Genomic DNA, 15663 nt, shown 5'->3' with positions numbered 1-15663 from the left:
CAGTCGGTCCGGGTACCGTCTCACCGATGTCGAACGCGCTTCCCCAACTCGTCGCTGACCGATACCGGCTCCTGTCGCCGCTCGGCCAGGGTGGCATGGGCAGGGTGTGGAAGGCGCGCGACGAGGTGCTGCACCGGGATGTCGCCATCAAGGAGTTGGTGCCGCCGCCCGGTCTCACCGACGAGGAACGCCGCGAGATGCGCGAGCGCTCGTTGCGGGAGGCCCGGGCCATCGCCCGGCTCAACAACGCCAACGTGGTCCGCATCTTCGACGTGCTGCGCACGGACGGCGATCCATGGATCGTCATGGAGTATGTGGCGTCGAGGTCGTTGCAGGACACTCTCGCCGAGGACGGCCCGGTGGGGGTTGCCCGCACTGTCGAGATCGGCCTGGGTGTGCTGGGTGCGCTCAGCGCCGCGCACAAGGCGGGCGTCATGCACCGTGACGTGAAGCCGGGCAACGTGTTGCTCGGTGACGACGGCCGGGTGGTTCTGACCGATTTCGGTCTCGCCACGATTCCGGGTGACCCCAACGTGACCCGCACCGGCATGGTGCTCGGCTCGCCCGCGTACATCTCGCCGGAGCGGGCTCGGGACGGCACCGCCGGGCCGGAGGCCGACCTGTGGTCGTTGGGCGCGACGCTCTACGCGGCGGTGGAGGGCAAGTCGCCGTACGCCCGGCCGTCGGCGATCGGCACCCTTGCCGCGTTGGCCACCGAGCCGATTCCGCCGCCGAAGAACGCCGGTCCGCTCAAGGCAGTGCTCAACGGGCTGCTGCGCAAGGACCCGAACGAGCGGATCACCGCCGAGGTGGCGGAGCGCCTGTTGCGCCGCGCCGGTGGCAAGCGGTCGCGGAGCATCTCGCTGCTTGATGGCGTACGCCGGCCTGGGCCGAACGGTCCACGCGAGCCGCGCCCGCCGCTGGTGCCGGCCCCGCGACCGGCCGAGGGTGCCGACCGCCCGGTGTCGCCGCCGCCCGCCGCCGCTACCACCGCCGCAGCGACCTCGGCTGCCGCGGCGACTCCCGCTGCCGATGCCACGCCGACGGCTGTCGTCTCCTCCGGTGCGACAGCCGACCCGACCGCGCTGGTGCCGTCCCAGTCGGGGGCAGCGGCCCCGGCCGAGCCGAGCGCCACGATCGCCCGACCGTCCGAGGCCGGCCCGTCCGAGGCCGAGCCGACCGCGAAGGTTCCGGCCGCGCCCGACACGAGCGGCGACGGTACGACGAACGTCGACGACGAGCCGACGGTTGTCGACGGTCCGCCGGTGGCTCCGGAGCAGCGCAAGCCGACCACCCCGACGTCGCTGATGCCGCCGCTGAGTCCGGCCGGCCGCGCGCCGGTGCCGCCGTCGGATGGCACGAAGCCGAACAACACCCGACGTAACGTGCTGATCGGTGCGCTGGTCGCCCTGCTGTTGATCGGCCTCGTGGTGGTCGTACCGATGCTGACCAGTGACGACGACAAGAGCCCGCAGGCCAACCCGACAGGTGCGGCCGCAACGTCGGCGCCCCCGCCGACCTCCGCTGCCGCGCCTCCGCCGCCCACCACCGGCGCGCCGAGCCCGTCGGCGTCGGCTTCGGCCACCCCGTCGGTCGACCCGAACGCGTTGCCGGCGGGCTGGAAGCTGCACCGGGACCCGACCGGCTTCGCCCTGCCGATCCCCGACGGTTGGGTGCGTAGCCAGGCCGACAGCGTCACTGTCGTCTTCAACCAGTCGAACGGGCCGGGCAAGCTGCTCGTGCAGTGGACCGACAAACCGGAGAAGGACGCGGTCGACGACTGGTGGGAGAAGGAGCCGTACCGCAAAGGGATCGTCAAGGACTACAAGCTCCTCGGCATCGTTGAATGCGATTTCTGGAAGACCTGTGGGGACTGGGAGTGGCTGGAGACCCGGGACGGGCAGCGGATCCACGTTCGTAACCGAGGGTTCGTGACGGCCAGCAACCGTGGTTACGCCCTGCGGTGGGAGATCGCCGACAAGGACTGGGCAGCCAACCGGCCGAACTTCGACCGGATCGCCAAGGGTTTCGTGCCGGACCGTAAGGACTGAAACTCATTCGCATGACTCTCCGTCGTCGTGGGTAATTGACAGTCGACGACGGATGGAGGCACGACATGGGTTACCGACGGAGGGACGCTCGGCCCCGGCTGGGGCTGTGGATGCTCGTCGCGCTCGGCGACGCGATCCTGTTGCTGGTCAGCGCAGGGGTCTCGGTGCTCGTCGCACTGCTCGGCGTCGTGATCGTTGCCGGCCTTGGCGTGGCCGCTTGGCGGTTGACCCGCAGGGCCGCGCTGGCTCGTGAGGAAGTTGTGGTGCCGGCCCTGAGCCGGCGACGGGCCTGACCCCGTACCCGGTGGTGTGGCGGCAGCCGGACCGAATGTCGACCGTGTGGTGACAATCGATCCCGCTGCCGCCAACGGCCCGGTCAGGTGTTGTTGGCCAACGCGATCAGGCGGCTCCGGTCGCCGTTCCAGTAGTTGCGGTCCACGTTGCCGCTGATCCCGGACACCGCGCCGGTGCTCGTGTACTGCCAGAAGCTCCACACCGACGCGCCAGCCGGCAGGGCGCCGGGCGTGCTCGACCAGCGGGCCAGCCAGAGTGGGTGGTTCGCCCACGGGCCGGTCCAGCTGCCGGTGCACTGGTTCCACCAGCTCGTCGTGGTGTAGATGACCGCGTACCGGCCGGTGCGGGAGCGGTAGGTGTTCAGGAAGTCCTGCACCCAGTTGCGCATCCCGGTGGTGCTGAGCCCGTAGCAGTAGCCGCCGCTGTACGGGTTGGCTTCGATGTCCAGCGCGGCGGGCAGGGTGCGGCTGTCGGCGGACCAGGCGCCGCCGTTGGAGGCCAGGTAGGCGGCCTGGGTGGAGCCGGCGGAGATGTTCGGGCGGGCGAAGTGGTACGCCCCGCGGATCACCCCGGCGTTGTACGAGTTGACGTAGTTGGTGTTGAAGTTCGGGTCCTTGTAGCTGGTGCCCTCGGTCGCCTTGATGAAGGCGAACTCGATGCCCGCGTTGCGGACGCTCGTCCAGTTGATGGTGCCCTGGTAGCGGGAGACGTCGACACCGGGTGTGGTGGCGGCGGCCGCCGGTCCGGCGGTCGCGACGAGGGCCGCCGTCGCGGTGGCGAGGACGGTGAGGCCGGCCGCGAGCGCGCGGCGCAGCGATGATGAGGTACGGGCCATGAGTGCCTCCAAGGACGTCGCTCTATCGACATCCATCTTTGGAGGTAAGTGCCCTAGATCGCAAGTGGAGTTGAATAAAAGCTTCAATGTCGGAACGCGCGGGACCGCAGGCCGAGGCGGAGCGGATCAGCGCAGGGTGGCCGGATCGAGCTGCCAGCGGAACGGCTCGACGACGGTCAGCGTCTCGCCGGTCTTGGCCACCTGGTCCTCGACGTAGTGCTCACCGTCCAGCCGGAACAGCCGGAGCGAGTGATCGTCACCGTCCTGCTCGACAAGCAGGTACCACGGGATGCGCGCGATGGCGTAGAGCTGCATCTTGACCAGGCGATCGGCGGCTGCGTTGCCCGGCGAGACGATCTCGGAGACCAGCACCACCTCGGCGGCCTCCACCACAGTGCCCTCGTCGTCGGTGTCTGCGACGACCACGTCGGGGATGGCGATCCGGTCGACCCCGAGCCGTACGTTGACCGCTTCAAAGACGAGCAGATTTTGTGGTCGCATCGCTCGGCGCAAGCTGTAGGCGAGTTCCCACGACACCAACTGATGCCGCTTGCTGGGGGCTGGGCTCACGATGAGGCTCCCGTCGAGCAGCTCAATCCGGTCCGCGGTCTCACCGAGGGCGAAGTAGTCCTCCTCGGTCCACAGCCCGATGTGTGGTTCAAGGGGTGCCGCGCTCATCGGCGTCCACCTTCCGCTTCGGAACTGACCTGCTCAGTCTCACAGGATACGAGCCGGTGCCTCGGGAGCGACACGGAACGCCGCCGGTAGGCTCGCGCCCCATGATGTCGATCGACGGGCTGGGCGACCTGTGGGACACGCTGTTCGGCGCGCAGCCGGACCCGCCCGCACTGCTGGTGCTCCTCACCGCTGCCGTCGCGCTGGTGGTGGTGTCCACCCGGCTGCCGTGGCGGATCGCCCGTAACGCCATCACCATCGCGCACGAGGGTGGGCACGCCCTGGTGGCCCTGCTGACCGGTCGCAAGCTGCGCGGCATCCGGCTGCACTCGGACACGTCCGGGCTGACGCTCTCCGCTGGCCGTCCCACCGGGCCGGGCATGATCCTCACCCTGCTCGCCGGGTACGTCGCACCGCCGCTGGTCGGGCTGGGCGGCGCCTGGCTGCTCGGCGGTAACCGGATCACTTTGCTGCTCTGGGTGGCGGTGGCGCTGCTGCTGGCCATGCTCATCATGATCCGCAACGTCTTCGGTGTGGTGTCGCTGCTGGTCACCGGCGCACTGGTGTTCGCCGTCTCCTGGTACGCGACGCCGCAGGTGCAGGCCGCGTTCGCGTACGCCGGGGTGTGGTTCCTGCTGCTCGGTGGGGTGCGGCCGGTGGTGGAGCTGCAACGCCTGCGTTCGCGCGGTCGGATGCCGGCCTCCGACGCCGATCAGCTCGCCGGACTCACCCCGTTCCCGCCGATCTTCTGGGTGAGCCTCTTTACCCTCGTCAACGTGGCGGCGCTGATCGCCGGAGCGCTCCTGCTCGCCGGCCCGTTCCTCACCGACGCCGGCCTGACCGTCTGACCGGCGGGCAGAATGTGGGTCATGCGATACGTGATCATCGGGGCGGGTGCGGTCGGCGGGACCATCGGCGTACGGCTGACCCAGGCCGACCGGGACGTGACACTGGTGGCCCGCGGCGCCCACCTGGGCGCGATCCGCGCGCGAGGGCTGACCCTGCGGCAGCCCGACGGTGAGGTCACCGCCCGGCTCCCGGCGGTGGACCGGCCCGGTGACGAGCCGCTGCCGGCGGACACCGTGCTGGTCCTCACGGTGAAGTCGCAGGACACTGCCGGCGCGTTGGCGGCCTGGGTGGACGCGCCGGTGGTCGGCGGTGGCACGGCGGGCGAACGTCTGCCGCTGGTGACCGCACAGAACGGGGTCGCGAACGAGCGGGCCGCGCTGCGGCTCTTCGCCGACGTGCACCCGGTCTGCGTCTGGCTGCCGGCCACCCACCTGGACCCGGGTGTGGTGGTCGCCAACGGGTACCCGCACCCCGGGATGCTCCACATCGGGCGGTACCCCGGGGGTGCCGACGACACCGACCGGGCGATCGCCGACGACCTGACCGCCGCCGGCTTCGTCGCGCCGGTCCGCGCCGACGTGCTGCGCTGGAAGTACGGCAAGTTGCTCAGCAACCTCGGCAACGGCCTACAGGCGTTGCTCGGCCAGGAGATCCCGGACGCGCTCGTCGAGCGGGTACGCGCCGAAGGTGTCGCCGCGCTCGCCGCCGCCGGCATCGCACACACCTCGCCGGAGGAGGAAAAGGCCGAACGCGGCGACCTGGTCGGGCAGCGGCCGGTCGGCGGCGAGGCCCGCTCCGGTGGCTCCACCTGGCAGAGCCTGGCCCGGGGCACCAGCTCCACCGAGGTCGACCACCTCAACGGTGAGATCGCGCTGCTCGGCCGGCTGCACGGCGTACCGACACCGGCGAACGACGCCGTGCAGCGGGCCGTACGCCGGGCGGTGCGGGACCGGATCGCGGCCGGCGCGTTCCCGCTCACCGAGTTGGAGAAGATGATCGGCTGATCGGGGCAACCGGCTACCCGGTCCGGTGCGTGTTCCCAGCGACCGACACGGGGAGGTTCGGGTGCCGGACGTCGACGGGTTCGACGAGTTCTACCGGGGGAGCCGGCAACGACTCCTCGGGTTCGTCTACGCCCTCACCGGCGATCGGGGCGAGGCGCAGGACGCCGTGCAGGAGGCGTACGTCCGGGCGTGGCAGCGCTGGTCGACGGTCAGCGCGTACGACGACCCGGAGGCGTGGGTGCGGGTGGTGGCCAGCCGGATCGCCGTCAGCCGGTGGCGCAGCCTGCGGAGTCGGGCCCGCGCCTACCTGCGGCACGGTGCGATCGAGTCGGTTCCCGGCCCGGGCACCGACACCGTCGAGGTGGTCGCCGCGCTGCGCCGGCTGCCCGAGGAGCAACGCGTCGCCATCGCCCTCTACTACCTGATGGGTATGCCGGTCGCCGAGGTGGCACGGGAGACCGCGGCCCCGGTGGGCACGGTCAAGGCGCGACTATCCCGGGGGCGTGCCGCGCTCGCCGGTCTGCTCGCCGTCTCTGACCTGGAGGAGGCAACCGATGCGTGACGACCCGACGTTCGTCGAACAGGTCCAGCGGGACCTACAGGACGTGCGCTGGCTCGGCCCGGAGGAGATCCGCTCCCGGGGTCGTCGCCGCAGCCGGCGCAGAATCGTGGTGGCGGCCGTCGTGCTGGCCGTCGCCGGGGGTTCCGCCGTGGCGGTCGCCGCACCGAGGACGTCCCCGCCCGATGTTCAGCCGGTCGCCTCCGCATCGCCGACCCGGCACGAGATACCCCTCGACGCCCTGTTGCAGCCGGCCGACCTGCCACAGCAGGTCGATGTGCAGCTCAGTGAGTCGGGCCTGGGCGAGCCGGTCCTGCTGGACCGCATGCTCAGCTACTGCCGGACGAGCCAGGGACAGCCGGAGGGTTGGCAGATGTCGATCCTGTCCCGTTCGCAGACGTTCGTGCCCAAACGCGCTGCGCCGATCCTCACCCAGTCGGACGGTCTGGTCACACAGGACCTCTTCCGGCTGGCACCCGAGACGGCCAGACACCTCTTCGCCAGTTTGGACGACCTGGTCGCTCCGTGTGCCCAGTGGCTGAGCGTCGGGCCGATCCTGACGGCAGGAGGGACCCGCAGGGGGGAAGCGCTGCACCGGTGGTCGGTGGTGCGGCGGGCCTTCGCCGGGGACGATGCCGCCATCCTGCGGGACTCGCTCACCGCCACCCGGGATCTGGAGACCGGCCAGCCGCTCGCTGACGCTCCGTCGCCGATCCTGCTGGCGGTCGTCCGGGTCGGCGACACCGTCTCGGTGCTGCGCCTCGGCTACGACGGCACCGAGGCGGAACTCGTGCAGCTCGCCGTGGTGGCGGCGGCCCGGATGTGCGCCGCCGCCAACCCACAGTGCTGACCGGCTCGGGGCCAACGGGCACCGGCGAGATCAGAGCGGGATGTTGCCGTGCTTCTTCGGGGGCAGGGTCTCCCGCTTGGTGCGCAGCACACGCAACGCCCGGACGATCTGGGTACGCGTCTCGTGTGGCGGGATCACCGCATCGACGTACCCGCGCTCGGCGGCCACGTAGGGGTTGGCCAGAGTGTCCTCGTACTCGGCGATCTTCTCGGCCCGTACCGCGGCCGGGTCCTCGGCCCCGGCCAGCTCGGAGCGGTAGAGGATGTTGACCGCGCCCTGCGCGCCCATCACCGCGATCTGCGCGGTCGGCCAGGCGAAGTTCAGGTCCGCGCCGAGGTGCTTGGAGCCCATCACGTCGTACGCCCCGCCGTACGCCTTCCGGGTGATCACGGTGACCTTGGGGACTGTCGCCTCGGCGTACGCGTAGATGAGCTTGGCGCCCCGGCGGATGATGCCGTCCCACTCCTGACCGGTGCCGGGGAGGAAGCCGGGCACGTCCACGAAGGTCAGCACCGGGATGTTGAACGCGTCGCAGGTACGGACGAACCGGGCGGCCTTCTCGGAGGCGGCGATGTCCAGGGTGCCGGCGAAGTGCATCGGCTGGTTGGCCACCACACCCACCGGTCGTCCTTCGACCCGGCCGTAGCCGACCACGATGTTCTGCGCGTAGAGCGGCTGGACCTCCAGGAACTCGCCGTCGTCGAGGACGTGCTCGATCACCGTGTGGATGTCGTACGGCTGGTTGGCCGAGTCCGGGACGAGGGTGTCCAACTCCCGGTCCTCGTCAGTGACCTCGAGCGAGGCGGGGGCGTCGACGACCACCGGCTCGTCGAGGTTGTTCGACGGCAGGTACGACAGCAGCGCCTTGACGTAGTCGACGGCGTCCTCCTCGTCGCTGGCGAGGTAGTGCGCGTTGCCGCTGCGGGAGTTGTGCGTCCGCGCGCCGCCCAGCTCCTCCATGCCGACGTCCTCGCCGGTCACCGTCTTGATCACGTCCGGGCCGGTGATGAACATGTGCGAGGTCTGGTCGACCATCACGGTGAAGTCGGTGACCGCCGGGGAGTAGACAGCGCCGCCGGCGCAGGGCCCCATCACCAGTGAGATCTGGGGGATGACGCCGGAGGCCCGCACGTTGCGGAAGAAGATCTCGCCGTAGAGGCCGAGCGAGACGACGCCCTCCTGGATGCGCGCGCCGCCGGAGTCGTTGATGCCGACCACCGGGCAGCCGATCTTCATGGCCAGGTCCATCACCTTGACGATCTTCTCGCCGAAGACCTCGCCGAGCGAGCCACCGAAGACAGTGAAGTCCTGCGCGAAGACGCACACCTGCCGGCCGTCCACGGTGCCGTAGCCGGTGACCACACCATCGCCGTACGGGCGGTTCCGCTCCAACCCGAATGCGGTGGACCGGTGCCGGGCCAGACCGTCGAGTTCGACGAAGGAACCCTCGTCGAGGAGCATCTCGATCCGCTCGCGGGCGGTCTTCTTGCCGCGGGCGTGCTGCTTCTCCACCGCGCGGGCCGACCCGGCGTGCACCGCCTCGTCGACCCGGCGCTCCAGGTCCGCCAGCTTGCCCTCGGTGCTGTGGATGTTGGTCCCGGTCTCGGTAGTCACCCAGGGAATATAACGATGGTTCAGGTGGGTGCCGCTGTGCAGTACGCCTCAGTGTCGCTCGGAGCACCGCCGTAGGCTGGCGGAATGCCGGGTTCCCCGTACACCGATCTGGACCGACCGCCGCTGTCGGCGGCCCGGCTGCGCCGCGCGTTGATCGCGCCGAACGGGCCGTGGGCCCGGCTGGAGTTGCGGGCCGAGACCGGTTCCACGAACGCCGACGTGGCCGAGGCCGCCCGGGCCGACGAGCCCGAGGGCCTGGTGGTGGTCGCCGAACGGCAGACCGCGGGGCGGGGCCGGCGTGGTCGAATCTGGCAGTCGCCGCCGCGGGCGGGCATCGCGACGAGCGTGCTGCTGCGGCCCGGCGAGGCAGTGCCGGACCGCGGCTGGCTGCCTGCGCCACCCACCGGGTACGGGTGGCTGCCGTTGCTGGCCGGCGTGGCGCTGGTCGAGGCGGTGGCCCGGTTGGCCGAGCTGGAGGCCACACTGAAGTGGCCGAACGACCTGCTGGTCGACGACGCGAAGTGCGCCGGTGTACTGGCCGAGGCGGTGCCCGGACGTGCGCCGGACCAACCGCCGGCCATCGTGCTCGGCATCGGGCTCAACGTGACGCTGCGCGCCGACGAGCTGCCGGTGAATCCGACCGGGCTGCCGGCCACCTCGCTCCAGTTGGCCGGCGCGGTCGCCACCGATCGGGATCCGCTGCTGCGGGCGCTGCTGCGAGCGGTCGCCGACTGGTACGACAGGTGGCGTTCGGCGGGTGGCGACGCGGTGGCCAGCGGCCTGCGCGACGCCTACCTGGCGGCCTGCGCGACCATCGGCCGTGAGGTACGCGTCCTGCTCCCGAACGGGGAGTCCCTGACCGGCACCGCCACCGGAGTGGACCCGGACGGTCAGCTCATCCTCGCCACCCCCGCCGGCACCCGAACCCTGGCCGCCGGTGACGTGCTGCACCTCCGCTGACGGCCTGCACGCTCACGCCGAGCGGAGTGGGACCGCGCGGCGGATGTCGTGGTGGGGCCTGGGGGGTTTACCGTCTGCGCGTCCAGAAAATCGCGTTGGAGGTTCCCGTGGCGTTTCCTGAGGACGTGCTCACCGAGGACGAGCATGTCGTGCTGCACCTGCACCCGCACTGGAAGGCGTTGATCCGGCCGATCGCGGTGCTGGTGCTGGCCATCGCCGCGGTGGTGGTCGGTGTGCTCCTGCTGCCCGAGAGTGGCGGCGGTTCGATCGCGCTGGCGGTGATCGGGGGGATCGCCCTGGTCGCGGTGCTCTGGCTCGGTCTGTGGCCGTTCCTGGTCTGGCGCACCACCCACTACCTGTTCACCAACGAGCGCGTCCTGCTCCAGAAGGGTGTGTTCTCCCGCGACCGGCGGGACCTCCCGCTCGCCCGGGTCAACGACCACGCGATGAACCAGCGTTTCGTCGAGCGTCTGCTCGGGTGCGGGACGCTCACCATCGAGTCGGCAGGTGAGCGCGGCCAGTCGGTGCTCGCCGACGTGCCGGATGTCGGGAGGGTGCAGACCACCCTGTACGAGCTGGTCGAGGCACAGCACGACAAGCACTCGTTGGGCGACGGTGAGATGCGCGACATGCTCGCCGACATGCAGGACGGCAAGCCGCTGCGCGACACCACCACCTGATCCGGGCCGGTGGTGACCCGCCCCTGCCACTGTGTCGGGGGGCGGGTCAGTCGGTCCGTTGCGCCTCGGGCGGGCCGCCGCTGTCCGCCGGTTCGTCCTCGGACGGCCCGGCGGTGGACGGGTTTGCCGCGATCGGGCCGCCGTCGGGCCGCCCACCTCCAGGGCGGTCAGCGTCGGCCTGGTCAGCGTCGGCTTCGGCGTTGGCCTCCGCCGGGTCGGCCTCGATCTGGCGCATGGCGAACCAGCCACGGAAGCGGGTCCGCAGCACCTCCTGCTCGGGCCGGTCGTCCGGGCCGAGGCGCAGCATGGTGCCGGTGAGACTTACCGTGCCGAGCCCCGGTCGGGCTGTCGACGGTCGGGCGCCCATCACGTCGACCCGCACCGCGAGGCGGTCGCCGGCCCGCACCGGGGCGAGCCAGCGCAGCTCCTCCAGGCCGGGGGAGGCGTCCGCGGCGGCCCGGGACAGCAGGTGGTCGACGTACGCGCGCATGAACAGGCTGACCGTGTAGAAGCCGCTGGCGATCAGACCGCCGTGTCGGCTCGCCGCCGCCAGGTCGGGGTCGACGTGGTACCACTGCGGGTCGAAGCGGCGGGCGAAGGCGACCATCTCGTCGGCGTCGACGCTGACCACGCCGAGGTCGACGGTGAGCCCTGGTACGAGGTCCTCGAAGAACAGCTCGGCTGGTCGCCCCGTGCCGGAGCGGGCGTCCTGGGTCGTCACCGGCGGGGCGAGCGGCGGGTGCTGACGTGCAGTTCCGCGGCGAGTTCCGCGTCCAGGTCGACGGCGGGGTTGACGCTCAACCGGGTGGGCCGACCCTGGGTGGGCGTGCCGGGTGGGGAGTCGTCGCGTGGCGCGGACTCCGCCTCCTCCAGCTCGGACACGGATTCCGCCAACTCGGCGACCGGGTCCATCTCGGCCATCGTGTCCCACTCGTCGCGCGGGATGCCGTGCCAGGTGGAGTCGGGCTTCGCTGCCTCGTCCTCGGGCGGTGCGACGGGTTGGAAGACGAAGGTTCGGTAGGACCAGAACCGGAACAGCGTCGCCAGCAGGACACCCACGGTCTTGGCCAGGTTCAGCGCCAGGAGACCGTGGACGCCGAGGCCGTACTTGGCCGCCGCCACGGCACCCAGCTCAATGAGCAGGCCAGCGCCGTTGAAAAGGAAGAAAAGGAGATATTCCCGGCGAAGTGCCGACTTCGGGCGATCGCGGTACGTCCAGTGCCGATTCATCAGGTACGACGTGATCGTGGCGACGATGGTCGCGATCACTGTCGCCTTCAACTGACCATTGACGAAAACGGTCAGTGCAAGGGCATTGAACACCGCGTAATTGATGACGGTGTTGATGCCGCCGACGATGCCGAACTTGAGCGCCTCGTTGATGAACTTTTGCCAGCGCTCAGGCAGCAGGCGGACAAGACGCATGCGAAACACCTTAGGGCAGTCGGTGCGGCCGGCGATCACCGGCCGAACGAGATGGGCGGCAGGTCACGCCTCGGGGTCACGGTCGGGATTCACCTGCGGAAGGGTCGGGGTTCCCGCTTCGACGAAGACGAACCGCCGGTACGACCAGAATCGAAACAGCGTGGCGAACCCGGTGCCGACGATGTAGCTGGCGAGATTGTCCGCCAGGCGGGTCTGGAACACGGCTGGCCAGATGGCCCCGAGCCCGTAGCGGCTGAGCGCGAGGCAGGCCACCGTGATGCCGAGGCCGACCGCGTTGAAGAAGAAGAAGAGGGCGTACTCGCGGGCCGCGTTGTTGCGCTGGCGGTGCCGCCAGGTCCAGAACCGGTTGCCCACGAAGGCGATGGAGGCCGCGATCACCGTGGAGATCGTCTTCGCGGTCAACTCTTCGACGCCCTGCCTGCTCGTCAGGTAGTTGAAGAGCGCGAAGTCGACGAGGAAGGCGAAACCGCCGACGGTGGCGAACTTGCTCAGCTCGCGGAGCAGGTGACCGAATCGGTCGAGGAGCTTGCCGACGAGACCCCGTCGGGTCTGCCGGGGACCCGGTTGTTCCCCGGTCATCGTGGCGGCCACGGGGGGAGCCTACCGGCTGCCGGCCAGTCAGAGGGGTAGCAACGGCAAGCGGGCGTGGTCTCCCGGAGGGGCCCAGCGCCCTGTGTGTAACCGCTACACAGAGCGTAGCCAATTGGGAGGACTGAGCCGCCTCGGAACGGGAATCCGCGCATCGGTCGGCGGGGCAGGTCCACGGCCCGACCGCAACAAGCGTCCGCCGGGGTACACAACAAGATTTGCGTGAAACTGCGCGGGAAAGCGGGTATCAGCTCGTGATACCGCAGCGAGGCCGTAGCTTGTGCAGTTCTTCACAACCTGTCCCACTGACTCGGAAGGCTGCCCGGTTTACGCTGAGGCCAATCCCAGGTTTCCACGAAGGCGACGCTTCGCGCCGCCGAGTCTCGTGCATCCCATAGATCGGTCAGCGTCGACCACAAGGAGATGTGTCATGGTTGCTCCGGCTGTTGTGCGGGGTATCGATCAGGCCCCGACGTCCCATCCGAAACTGCTCGCCTGGGTCCGTGAGGTCGCGGAACTGACCACCCCTGACCGTGTCGTCTGGGTGGACGGGTCCGACGAGGAGTGGCGCCGCCTCACCGATGAGCTGGTCGAGGCCGGCACCCTGATCCGGCTCAACCCGGAGAAGAAGCCCAACTCGTTCTACGCGCGCACCGACCCGACGGACGTCGCCCGGGTCGAGGAACGCACCTACATCTGTTCCGTCGACGAGGCGGACGCCGGCCCCACCAACAACTGGATGGCGCCGGCCGAGATGAAGCGGACGATGACGGATCTGTACCGGGGCTCCATGCGCGGTCGCACCATGTTCGTCATCCCCTTCGTCATGGGCCCGGTCGAGGCCGAGTCCCCGATGTTCGGTGTCGAGATCACCGACAGCCCGTACGTGGTCGCCTCGATGCGCATCATGACGCGGATGGGCACCCGGGTCCTCGAGGCCATGGGCGATGACGCGGACTTCGTGCACGCGCTGCACTCGATCGGCGCCCCGCTCGCCCCCGGCCAGCAGGACGTCGCCTGGCCGTGCAACGACACCAAGTACATCTCGCACTTCCCGGAGAGCCGGGAGATCTGGTCGTACGGCTCGGGGTACGGCGGTAACTCGCTGCTGGGCAAGAAGTGCTACTCGCTGCGGATCGCCAGCGTCATGGGTCGGGATGAGGGCTGGCTCGCCGAGCACATGCTGATCCTCAAGATCACCTCGCCGGAGGGCCGGGTCTACCACATCGCCGGCGCGTTCCCGTCCGCCTGCGGAAAGACCAACCTCGCCATGGTGGAGCCGACCATTCCTGGTTGGAAGGTCGAGACCATCGGCGACGACATCGCCTGGATGCGGTTCGGCCCGGATGGCCGCCTCTACGCGGTGAACCCCGAGTACGGCCTGTTCGGCGTCGCGCCCGGCACCGACTGGAAGACGAACGCCAACGCCATGCGCACCCTGGACCGGGGCAACTCCGTCTTCACCAACGTCGGCCTCACCGACGACGGTGACGTCTGGTGGGAGGGCATGGGTGAGCCGCCGGCGCACCTGATCGACTGGAAGGGCAACGACTGGACGCCGGAGAGCGACAGCCTGTCCTCCCACGCGAACAGCCGGTTCTGCACCCCGATCACCCAGTGCCCGATCCTCGCCGACGAGTACTTCGACCCGAACGGTGTGCCGATCGACGCGATCCTCTTCGGCGGTCGCCGCAAGGACACCGTTCCGCTGGTGACCGAGGCCCGCGACTGGGTGCACGGCGTCTACATGGGCGCCACGCTCTCCTCGGAGACCACCGCCGCCGCGTCCGGCGCCGTCGGTGTGGTCCGGCGGGACCCGATGGCGATGCTGCCGTTCATCGGCTACCACGCCGGGGACTACTTCCGGCACTGGATCGAGATGGGTAAGGGAACCGACGGCGACGAGGCGAAGCTGCCGAAGATCTACTACGTCAACTGGTTCCGGAAGGACCCGGACGGCTCGTTCCTCTGGCCCGGCTTCGGGGAGAACTCCCGGGTGCTCAAGTGGGTCGTCGAGCGGATCGAGGGCACTGCCGACGCGGTGGAGACGCCGGTCGGCATGGTCCCCGCGCCGGACGCCCTCGACGTCGAGGGCCTGGACATGACCCCGGAGGACGTCCGGATCGCGCTGAAGGTCGACCCGGACGAGTGGCGCAACGAGTTGCCGATGATCACCGAGTGGTTCGAGAAGTTCGGTGACAAGCTGCCCGGCGTGCTCTGGGCCGAGTTGGACGCCCTGCGCGCGCGCCTCGACGCCGCACAGCCGCAGCGGTAGGTGTGAGAATCGCCCCGCGCGGGCAACATCGGTTCTCATGACGACGGCCGCCGAGACCCAGGTCCGGCGGCCGTCCGCCGTCCGGGTGCTCACCACCCTGCTGGCGGCGACCGCGGCGGCCACCGTCGTGGTCGAGCTGCTCAACTGGTGGTACGCCCCGGAGCAGGGTTTCGGGCTGGCCGTACGCACCGGCTGGGCCATGCTGCGCTCGTTCGGGTTCCTGCTGTTGATCGGGCACGTGCGCCGGGGTCGTACGGTGGCCCGCCCGTTCGGGCTGATCCTCGCGGTCACCACGGTTTTCGCGGTCGGCCGCCTCATCGTGCCCCGGCAGGGGGTGCCGCCGCTGCCCGGTCTGCTCGGCTTCGCGATCCTCACCGCACTGTGTGTCGTGGTGGTCTGGCTGCTCTACCGCTCGTCGGCGTTGGCCGGGCACCTGGTGCGGCACCGTCCCCGCCTCGTCATCGACCGGGACGGCATCTCCTGGCGGGAAACCCCTCCACGCCGGCCACAGGCCAGCGCCTGGTTGTTGACCAGCCGGGTGGCGGCCTTCACCTACAGCCCGCTGATGCTGGTGCCCGCCCTGGTGGCCGGGGGTTCCATCCTGGACGGTCGACTGACAGCGGTCCCGGCCGTGCTGTTCTGGTTCGGCGCGGGCATCACGGCCAGCTATGCGGTGCTGTTCTGCACCGCGTTCCTGATGCGGGGCAAGGACTGGGCGCGCGGCCTGCTTGTCGTCGTCACGGTGGTCGTACTCGCTGTGGACCTGCCGCTGTGCTGGTGGCTGCTCGGCGTGGACGGCCTGGTCCGCGACGGCGCCCCCCTGGTCGCGGCGGCAGGGCTGACCCTGTACGGCCTGCGCCGCGCCACCCGCGCCCCCGACGCCCCACCTCAACCCTGACGCGGGAGCGGCCCCACACCGAGGCCGCTGGGTGCCAACCCGGCGACCGACCACCGCCCATTCCCTGCCCATTGCGCCCTGCCGT

16 protein-coding genes are annotated in these 15663 nt (G+C 70.2%); 10 read left to right on the top strand and 6 right to left on the bottom strand.

From position 1 onward, the window contains the following. Window positions 1-26: 26 nt before the first annotated feature. Both ABZ406_RS19265 and ABZ406_RS19260 read left to right on the top strand, forming a co-directional pair. Window positions 27-2051, top strand: coding sequence for a protein kinase (locus ABZ406_RS19265; RefSeq protein ID WP_357763207.1), 2025 nt, complete (start codon window positions 27-29; stop codon window positions 2049-2051). Between the two features lie 65 nt (window positions 2052-2116). Beyond that, window positions 2117-2344: a hypothetical protein gene (locus ABZ406_RS19260; protein WP_357763204.1), complete on the top strand. Its 228-nt coding sequence runs from the start codon at window positions 2117-2119 to the stop codon at window positions 2342-2344. An 83-nt stretch (window positions 2345-2427) separates the two neighbouring features. Here ABZ406_RS19260 and ABZ406_RS19255 read toward each other — a convergent pair whose 3' ends face one another. Both ABZ406_RS19255 and ABZ406_RS19250 read right to left on the bottom strand, forming a co-directional pair. Then, a complete protein-coding gene (locus ABZ406_RS19255) occupies window positions 2428-3180 on the bottom strand; it encodes a GH25 family lysozyme (protein ID WP_357763201.1) in 753 nt (250 codons plus the stop codon). Window positions 3181-3306: 126 nt separating this feature from the next. Next, the gene (locus tag ABZ406_RS19250; protein ID WP_357763198.1) at window positions 3307-3858 is read right to left on the bottom strand and encodes a Uma2 family endonuclease; all 552 of its coding nucleotides are present in this window, start codon (window positions 3856-3858) and stop codon (window positions 3307-3309) included. Window positions 3859-3959: 101 nt separating this feature from the next. On the opposite strand from ABZ406_RS19250, the gene ABZ406_RS19245 reads away from it, so the two are divergent. The 4 genes from ABZ406_RS19245 (at window position 3960) to ABZ406_RS19230 (ending at window position 7117) form a co-directional block, all read left to right on the top strand. Further along, window positions 3960-4703, top strand: a complete 744-nt coding sequence (locus ABZ406_RS19245; protein ID WP_357763195.1) for a M50 family metallopeptidase — start codon at window positions 3960-3962, stop codon at window positions 4701-4703. Window positions 4704-4724: 21 nt separating this feature from the next. Then, window positions 4725-5708 carry a 2-dehydropantoate 2-reductase N-terminal domain-containing protein gene (locus ABZ406_RS19240; protein ID WP_357763192.1) on the top strand — a complete coding sequence of 328 codons (984 nt, stop codon included), beginning with the start codon at window positions 4725-4727 and terminating at the stop codon, window positions 5706-5708. A gap of 61 nt (window positions 5709-5769) precedes the next feature. Next, window positions 5770-6270, top strand: a complete 501-nt coding sequence (locus tag ABZ406_RS19235; protein ID WP_357763189.1) for a SigE family RNA polymerase sigma factor — start codon at window positions 5770-5772, stop codon at window positions 6268-6270. Then, window positions 6263-7117, top strand: coding sequence for a hypothetical protein (locus ABZ406_RS19230; RefSeq protein ID WP_357763186.1), 855 nt, complete (start codon window positions 6263-6265; stop codon window positions 7115-7117). The genes ABZ406_RS19235 and ABZ406_RS19230 overlap by 8 nt, the downstream gene beginning before the upstream one ends. A 30-nt stretch (window positions 7118-7147) precedes the next feature. Here the strand turns inward: ABZ406_RS19230 and ABZ406_RS19225 are convergent, their stop codons facing one another. Beyond that, window positions 7148-8731 (bottom strand): acyl-CoA carboxylase subunit beta, encoded by a 1584-nt coding sequence (locus ABZ406_RS19225; RefSeq protein WP_357763183.1) that lies wholly within the window; start codon window positions 8729-8731, stop codon window positions 7148-7150. An 84-nt stretch (window positions 8732-8815) separates the two neighbouring features. Here ABZ406_RS19225 and ABZ406_RS19220 point away from each other — a divergent pair, with 84 nt between their 5' ends. Together ABZ406_RS19220 and ABZ406_RS19215 are read left to right on the top strand one after the other, a co-directional pair. Beyond that, window positions 8816-9691: a biotin--[acetyl-CoA-carboxylase] ligase gene (locus ABZ406_RS19220; RefSeq protein ID WP_357763180.1), complete on the top strand. Its 876-nt coding sequence runs from the start codon at window positions 8816-8818 to the stop codon at window positions 9689-9691. Window positions 9692-9798: 107 nt separating this feature from the next. Then, the gene (locus ABZ406_RS19215; protein WP_357763177.1) at window positions 9799-10371 is read left to right on the top strand and encodes a PH domain-containing protein; all 573 of its coding nucleotides are present in this window, start codon (window positions 9799-9801) and stop codon (window positions 10369-10371) included. Between the two features lie 46 nt (window positions 10372-10417). Here ABZ406_RS19215 and ABZ406_RS19210 read toward each other — a convergent pair whose 3' ends face one another. The 3 genes from ABZ406_RS19210 to ABZ406_RS19200 all read right to left on the bottom strand — a co-directional run bounded on the left by ABZ406_RS19210 (window position 10418) and on the right by ABZ406_RS19200 (window position 12408). After that, a complete protein-coding gene (locus ABZ406_RS19210; protein ID WP_357763174.1) occupies window positions 10418-11092 on the bottom strand; it encodes a MaoC/PaaZ C-terminal domain-containing protein in 675 nt (224 codons plus the stop codon). Continuing rightward, window positions 11089-11796, bottom strand: coding sequence for a GtrA family protein (locus ABZ406_RS19205; protein ID WP_357763171.1), 708 nt, complete (start codon window positions 11794-11796; stop codon window positions 11089-11091). Before ABZ406_RS19205 ends, ABZ406_RS19210 begins: the two co-directional genes overlap by 4 nt. A gap of 63 nt (window positions 11797-11859) precedes the next feature. Next, window positions 11860-12408, bottom strand: a complete 549-nt coding sequence (locus tag ABZ406_RS19200) for a GtrA family protein (protein WP_357763168.1) — start codon at window positions 12406-12408, stop codon at window positions 11860-11862. A gap of 427 nt (window positions 12409-12835) precedes the next feature. Here ABZ406_RS19200 and ABZ406_RS19195 point away from each other — a divergent pair, with 427 nt between their 5' ends. Both ABZ406_RS19195 and ABZ406_RS19190 read left to right on the top strand, forming a co-directional pair. After that, the gene (locus ABZ406_RS19195; RefSeq protein ID WP_357763165.1) at window positions 12836-14680 is read left to right on the top strand and encodes a phosphoenolpyruvate carboxykinase (GTP); all 1845 of its coding nucleotides are present in this window, start codon (window positions 12836-12838) and stop codon (window positions 14678-14680) included. Between the two features lie 37 nt (window positions 14681-14717). Then, window positions 14718-15578: a hypothetical protein gene (locus ABZ406_RS19190; protein WP_357763163.1), complete on the top strand. Its 861-nt coding sequence runs from the start codon at window positions 14718-14720 to the stop codon at window positions 15576-15578. Window positions 15579-15663: the final 85 nt, after the last annotated feature.

The organism is Micromonospora sp. NPDC005710 (assembly GCF_040630995.1).
Classification (GTDB): domain Bacteria; phylum Actinomycetota; class Actinomycetes; order Mycobacteriales; family Micromonosporaceae; genus Micromonospora.
Note: the sequence above shows the minus strand (reverse complement) of the source record. Positions and strands in the feature narration are given on the sequence as shown.

What these genes read in the sequence shown, in the direction of transcription:
- ABZ406_RS19265 (WP_357763207.1), top strand. Translation starts at nt 27, where the DNA reads ATGTCGAACGCGCTTCCCCAACTCGTCGCTGACCGATACCGGCTCCTG.
- ABZ406_RS19260 (WP_357763204.1), top strand. Translation starts at nt 2,117, where the DNA reads ATGGGTTACCGACGGAGGGACGCTCGGCCCCGGCTGGGGCTGTGGATG.
- ABZ406_RS19255 (WP_357763201.1), bottom strand. Translation starts at nt 3,180, where the DNA reads ATGGCCCGTACCTCATCATCGCTGCGCCGCGCGCTCGCGGCCGGCCTC.
- ABZ406_RS19250 (WP_357763198.1), bottom strand. Translation starts at nt 3,858, where the DNA reads ATGAGCGCGGCACCCCTTGAACCACACATCGGGCTGTGGACCGAGGAG.
- ABZ406_RS19245 (WP_357763195.1), top strand. Translation starts at nt 3,960, where the DNA reads ATGATGTCGATCGACGGGCTGGGCGACCTGTGGGACACGCTGTTCGGC.
- ABZ406_RS19240 (WP_357763192.1), top strand. Translation starts at nt 4,725, where the DNA reads ATGCGATACGTGATCATCGGGGCGGGTGCGGTCGGCGGGACCATCGGC.
- ABZ406_RS19230 (WP_357763186.1), top strand. Translation starts at nt 6,263, where the DNA reads ATGCGTGACGACCCGACGTTCGTCGAACAGGTCCAGCGGGACCTACAG.
- ABZ406_RS19220 (WP_357763180.1), top strand. Translation starts at nt 8,816, where the DNA reads ATGCCGGGTTCCCCGTACACCGATCTGGACCGACCGCCGCTGTCGGCG.
- ABZ406_RS19205 (WP_357763171.1), bottom strand. Translation starts at nt 11,796, where the DNA reads ATGCGTCTTGTCCGCCTGCTGCCTGAGCGCTGGCAAAAGTTCATCAAC.
- ABZ406_RS19195 (WP_357763165.1), top strand. Translation starts at nt 12,836, where the DNA reads ATGGTTGCTCCGGCTGTTGTGCGGGGTATCGATCAGGCCCCGACGTCC.
- ABZ406_RS19190 (WP_357763163.1), top strand. Translation starts at nt 14,718, where the DNA reads ATGACGACGGCCGCCGAGACCCAGGTCCGGCGGCCGTCCGCCGTCCGG.